This window comes from Pseudoalteromonas sp. S2721 (assembly GCF_005887425.1).
Taxonomy (GTDB): domain Bacteria; phylum Pseudomonadota; class Gammaproteobacteria; order Enterobacterales; family Alteromonadaceae; genus Pseudoalteromonas; species Pseudoalteromonas simplex.
In genome coordinates, this window is the sequence record NZ_PNCZ01000045.1 from 1 (window position 1) to 5,669 (window position 5,669).

The following is a 5,669-nucleotide window of genomic DNA, read 5'->3' on the forward strand; positions in this document are numbered from 1 at the left end:
TTTAGCACGAGCGATAGCAGCTGCAACAGCAGCTTTTTTCTCATCTTTTGGCGCAGCGTCAGTTTCAGCAGAAGCGTTTTCTTCTGTAGCTTGTGCGGCTTTTTTCGCTTTAGCGCGGGCAATAGCGGCAGCAACAGCAGACTTTTTATCGTCTTTATCGACGCCGTCTTCACCTTGCTCTAGTGCTTTTTGCTCTTTGTATTTACGTGCTTGTTCTTTACGTGCTGCACGTTCTTTAGCTACTTCAGAGTTGTCAGGCTCAAGCTCAGCACCTTGCTTTTTCGCTTTCGCACGGGCAATAGCTGCAGCGACAGCTGACTTACTGTCTTTATCATCAGATTTAGATTTAACTCGGGCGAGTGCATCGGCCACTTTTTGTTTTTCGCCATCTGACTTAGCAGCCGGCTTACGTTTGTGGCGGTTTTGACGCTCTTCTTGTTCGCGCTCTAAGCGCTCTTTACGCGCTTCAAAACGCTCTTTTGCTCGCTCTGCTTTGATTTGCTCTGCTTGCTGCTCTTTGATTTCAGCTTTAGCAACACGATAGTACTGCACCAAGGGTATTTCGCTTGGGCAAACATAAGCACAGGCGCCACATTCAATACAATCAAATAAATTGTGCTCGTTGAGTTTGTCGTATTCTTTAGACTTGGCAAACCATTGCAATTGCTGAGGTAACAATGATGCAGGGCAGGCGTCAGCACAGGCACTACAACGAATACAGGCTTTTTCATCACCCGGCTCAGCAAGTTCTTGGTGATCTGGCGCTAAAATACAGTTTGTCGTTTTAACGACACCAATACGCACGGTTGGCAGGGTAAAGCCCATCATTGGACCGCCCATAACCACACGTTGCTGTGGAACCGGAGAAAAGCCTTGGCAGTCTAATAAATGTTTAATTTCAGTGCCTAGTAAAGCCCACACATTACCTTGTTTATGAATGGTGTTACCGGTTACCGTTACTACACGCTCTATCAGTGGTTTACCTTCATGTACGGCTTGATTTACCGCAAACAAAGTACCGACATTTTGCACCAACATACCAATATCGGCAGGAATACTACCACTTGGGACTTCTTTGCCCGTTAGCAGTTTAATTAGCTGTTTTTCACCGCCAGAAGGGTAAACCGTTGGCACTGTTTGCACTATGATGCTGTCGTTATGCTGTGCTGCGAGTTTCATGGCAGCAATAGCATCGGGCTTATTATCTTCAATACCAATAATTGTCAGCTGTGGACTTAACAGCTGCTGCATTAATTCAATACCGGCAATTATACCATCGGCATGTTCGCGCATTAGCATGTCATCAGCGGTGATATAAGGTTCACACTCAACGGCATTAACAATTAAAAACTCGATGGCTTTACGGGTATCTGCTTTTACATAGGTTGGGAAGCCAGCACCGCCCATACCTGCGATACCACTTTGATGAATAATATCAACAAGCTCATCATGGGAAAGAGTTTTGGCATCAGTTACAGGATTAAGCTCGCACCAGTTATCATCACCATCAGGTTCAATAATAACGCTAAGTTCAGGCAACGCCGACGGGTGAGCAGAGGGCATTGGGCAAATATCGCTGATCAACCCTGATGTTGGCGCGTGCACAGGCACAGACCAATTGCCGCTTGGTTTAGTTAATGCTTGGCCTTTTAAAACCTGCTGGCCTTTTTCAACAATAAGTTTACCGTTAGCACCAATATGTTGTTTTAGAGATACAACGAGCTTGTCTGGTAGTGGCAGTCTTGCAATGGCTTGTGTTGTTGATTGCAGCTTTTGACCCGGTGGGTGAATGCCCCCAGGTATAGACCACACTTTGCCTTGTTTAATTTGATCTATTAACTTTTCCATCTGTGCTCCTAATCTACCTGAGTCACAGGGATTGCGTTTAATTGCCATTTCCAGGTTTGTTTGGTTTCTTTTACAGGCAGCATATCAATACAGTCTACAGGGCATGGTTCAACACATAAGTCACAACCGGTACATTCATCGATTAATACAGTGTGCATTTGGCGAGTTGCGCCAACGATGGCATCAACAGGGCAGGCTTGAATACATTTGGTACAGCCAATACATTCATCTTCACGAATATAGGCAACGGTTTTAACAGGATCTGCTTGCTCACCGCCTGCCAGCGGTTTTGCTTCAACACCCATTAAATCAGCGAGTTTTTTTACCGTGGCTTCGCCGCCTGGCGGGCACTTATTGATTTCGTCACCATTGGCAATTGCTTCTGCATAGGGACGACAGCCAGGGTAGCCACATTGGCCACACTGTGTTTGCGGTAAAATGGTATCAATTTGGTCAACAATAGGGTTACTCTCAACGCGAAAACGCACGGCGGCAAAACCTAAAATTAAACCAAATATTAGCGCTAATGAACCTAACGCTATCAAAGCATAAAACAAGGTCATATTAAAACTTCACTAATCCTGTAAAACCCATAAAGGCCATCGACATAAGGCCTGCGGTGATCATCGCAATTGAAGCACCCTTAAAAGGAGCAGGGACATCAGCCGCAGCTAAACGCTCACGTAATGCGGCAAACAGTATTAACACCATAGAGAAACCCACTGCGGCACCAAAGCCATACACGGCCGATTGTAAGAATGAGTGGTCTTCTTTGATATTAAGTAGGGCAACACCTAAAACAGCACAGTTAGTGGTAATAAGCGGTAAGAAAATCCCTAATAAGCGATAAAGTGTCGGGCTGGTTTTTCTCACCACCATTTCGGTAAATTGCACGACAACAGCGATAACCAAAATAAAGCTCATGGTACGCAAAAATTCGATATCCAGCGGGATCAAAATATAATGATTCACCAGATAACTGGTCACGGAGGCAAGTGTAAGTACAAAGGTTGTGGCTAAAGACATACCAATCGCGGTATCTAACTTACCCGATACACCCATAAACGGGCATAAACCTAAGAATTGAACTAAAACGAAGTTGTTGACTAGCACAGTGCCAATCAATAACAAGACATACTCTGTCATGCGTGCCTCACGAGAATAAAAACGGCTCTATTATCCTTTTTTATGGGGGCCGACACAACACATGAGGGACGAATAGCTAAAATTAACAAAGCTGTTTACGATTAAAGTGTTAAAGCAAAGTTAATATACCCAATCCACCTCAAGATGCGAGTTTCAGTTGGAATTAAAAGCGATTTAGGCAAGGCATTGATTGCAAATAATAGTGGTTCTATTGTTAAAATCAATAACGCAGTATAAATCGCTTTTAAACCAACCCTTTGGGCGTTTCACAGGCACTTACTCTCATCGTTGTTACTTCTTAAAAGGGACTGCCATTCCTGCAAAGTAACGCCTTGATATTAAGCACCTGTGAAACGCTGAATTCTGCATCTTGAGGTGGCTTGGGTATAGCTGGAATAGGCCCAAAAATAGTAAGGTTTTTTGGGCCTTAAAGAGGGGTTAGATATCTTTAGGCTTTTCGATGTAATAGCCTTGCACACCATCTAAACACAGTGTTTCGATGATGTGTTTTTCTTCTTGGCTTTCGACGCCTTCAGCAAATACACTCACACCAATACGGTGAGCTAGATCCACCATTAAACGCATAAAGTATTGGTTGTTTTTATCTTCTTCAAGGCCGCGGGTGTAGCTTGCGTCCATTTTGATAAAGTCTGGTTTTAAGTCTCTAAAGAATTTAAATGACGTTAAACCCACACCAAAACGCTCTACGGTAATACGTGCACCCACGCGGTGTACCATATCGATAAAGCGTTTACTTGCTTTAATGTTTTGTTGTAATCCAAACTCGCTGACTTCAAATATAAGCTTAGAGGCGATATTGCTGTCTTTAAGTAATCGGCGCTCTAACCAGATCACAAATTGATCATTGTGAGCGCTTGATGCAGTAACATTAATACCAAAGAATTTTTCAGAGAAATTACGCGTTTTAACCTTCTCTAAAGTGGTATCGATAATTAAACGGTCAATTTCCATTGCCATTTCTAGCTTTTCTGCCATTGCAAGAAAAGAGGCCGTTGGCAGCATTTGGTTTTCTGCAGTTTTGAAACGAACTTGGATCTCAGCATAGGCTTTAACACTTTTACCTATTGGCATAATGTTCTGCATAACCAAGTGCACACGTTTCGATTCGATCACTTCGGTAATGACTTTACGCCAGTTTTGGTTACCAAAACCTGCGCTGGCGTTATTAACTAAATCAGTTTCACGCTGTACATGCCATGCATTTGCTTGTTTTGATTGCGCCATGCTCATTGCATTATCAACAATTGATAATAACTCACCAAGCGGCTTACCTTTTTCGTAGCCAACTATACCTGTGTTAGCAACTGAGCTTAATTCTTGGTTTTGCTGATACTGAGTAAAACGCGATTGTAAGTTATCGCCAAAGCGTTCAGCTTCTTTAAGTGGGGTATTAGGCAGTACCACAGCAAAATCAGAACTGTTTAAACGAAAAACCTGACTGCCTGTATAGGTGCCGCTAATATGTTTAATAATATCGGCCACACCTTTTACGTATTCATCACCTTTTTGGTAACCACGTGTTTGGTTTATTGTTTGTAGCTCACTACAACGCACCATAGCAAGTGAACCAAAGGTGCTTTTTTCTGCATTCTCAATATTTTTTTCGTAATACTCTACAAACATATTACGATTGCCAAGGTTAGTGACTACATCTTTATAGGCTTCTTTTTTAATACTTAGCGCATTATTTTGAATATCATCGTGTTTAGTTTGTAAAAAGTGTGACAGACGATTGAACGAAGGAATTAAATCTTTGCTTAGCTTCTTTAATCTTGAAGTGTCCATAGCTTGTTCAATATCGTCGCTTACTTGATTCTGATTTATGTATATATCGACAATATCAGCAACTGTTGTGCTTATTTTTCTGTTTAAGCGACGGAACATACTGTTCATATAAATAATTGGTAATAATGCAATCAATCCAGATATCAAAATGACAATAAACATTGCTTGTTGCAGCAGAGTTGCTAGGTTATGAGCATTGATCGTAAATTCAATTTTTATGTCAGATGTCTGGTTCACTGCAAATTGAGGCCGGATAGAGTTAAATGAATTATTAACTAATTCAGCAAACAAGGGGAGGGGCTGACTAGACTCTATCATTGTAACAACTTTGCCAGTTTGATCGCGGATTACAAATTTTGAAAAAGTACTGCCATCAGAAAGTGCTTGCCTAAGTTTCTCTGGTGCCAGCTGTTCAATAGTTTGTGAGTTTATATAGGCATTAACTACACGCTGTGCTTTTTGCTGGGCATCACTTACTGCACTGTCAAAACTAATTGCAATAAAATATCCGCCTAATAATGCGAATAGTAGCCAAGAAATAAGTTGTACGAATATGAGTTTTTTAAAACCAGCCATGTTTCTTATCTTTTAAAAGCCTAAAAGGAAGGAATCAATTCCTTGATTGATCGGTTTAATAATAGTGAATTCTATTTTATATCAAAGCATATAAATAACTTACACTAGAGTAGTGTATAAGCGCTGGAAAGTCTAATACAATCGGTGAGGCAAAAAAGAGATAAAATTTAATATATTCGTAGAGTTGGCTCCCCCTCCCCGACTCGAACGGGGGACCTGCGGATTAACAGTCCGTCGCTCTAACCAACTGAGCTAAGGGGGAAGCGTCATGCCTTGAAACGGGCGGATTTATT

Annotated in this window: 4 protein-coding genes and 1 tRNA gene; all 5 read right to left on the bottom strand. The window is 41.8% G+C overall.

Going from position 1 to position 5,669, the window contains the following annotated elements; translation table 11 throughout:
* A partial coding sequence (rsxC, locus tag CWC02_RS16620) for an electron transport complex subunit RsxC (protein ID WP_138619440.1) occupies nucleotides 1-1,848 on the bottom strand: 1,848 nt, incomplete at its 3' end.
* An 8-nt stretch (nucleotides 1,849-1,856) separates the two neighbouring features.
* The gene (rsxB, locus tag CWC02_RS16625) at nucleotides 1,857-2,411 is read right to left on the bottom strand and encodes an electron transport complex subunit RsxB (protein ID WP_054563643.1); all 555 of its coding nucleotides are present in this window, start codon (nucleotides 2,409-2,411) and stop codon (nucleotides 1,857-1,859) included.
* Between the two features lies 1 nt (nucleotide 2,412).
* The gene (gene rsxA, locus CWC02_RS16630; protein WP_054553689.1) at nucleotides 2,413-2,994 is read right to left on the bottom strand and encodes an electron transport complex subunit RsxA; all 582 of its coding nucleotides are present in this window, start codon (nucleotides 2,992-2,994) and stop codon (nucleotides 2,413-2,415) included.
* A 438-nt stretch (nucleotides 2,995-3,432) separates the two neighbouring features.
* Nucleotides 3,433-5,376, bottom strand: coding sequence for an EAL domain-containing protein (locus CWC02_RS16635; RefSeq protein WP_054553688.1), 1,944 nt, complete (start codon nucleotides 5,374-5,376; stop codon nucleotides 3,433-3,435).
* Nucleotides 5,377-5,561: 185 nt separating this feature from the next.
* A tRNA-Asn gene (locus CWC02_RS16640) sits at nucleotides 5,562-5,638 on the bottom strand.
* Nucleotides 5,639-5,669: the final 31 nt, after the last annotated feature.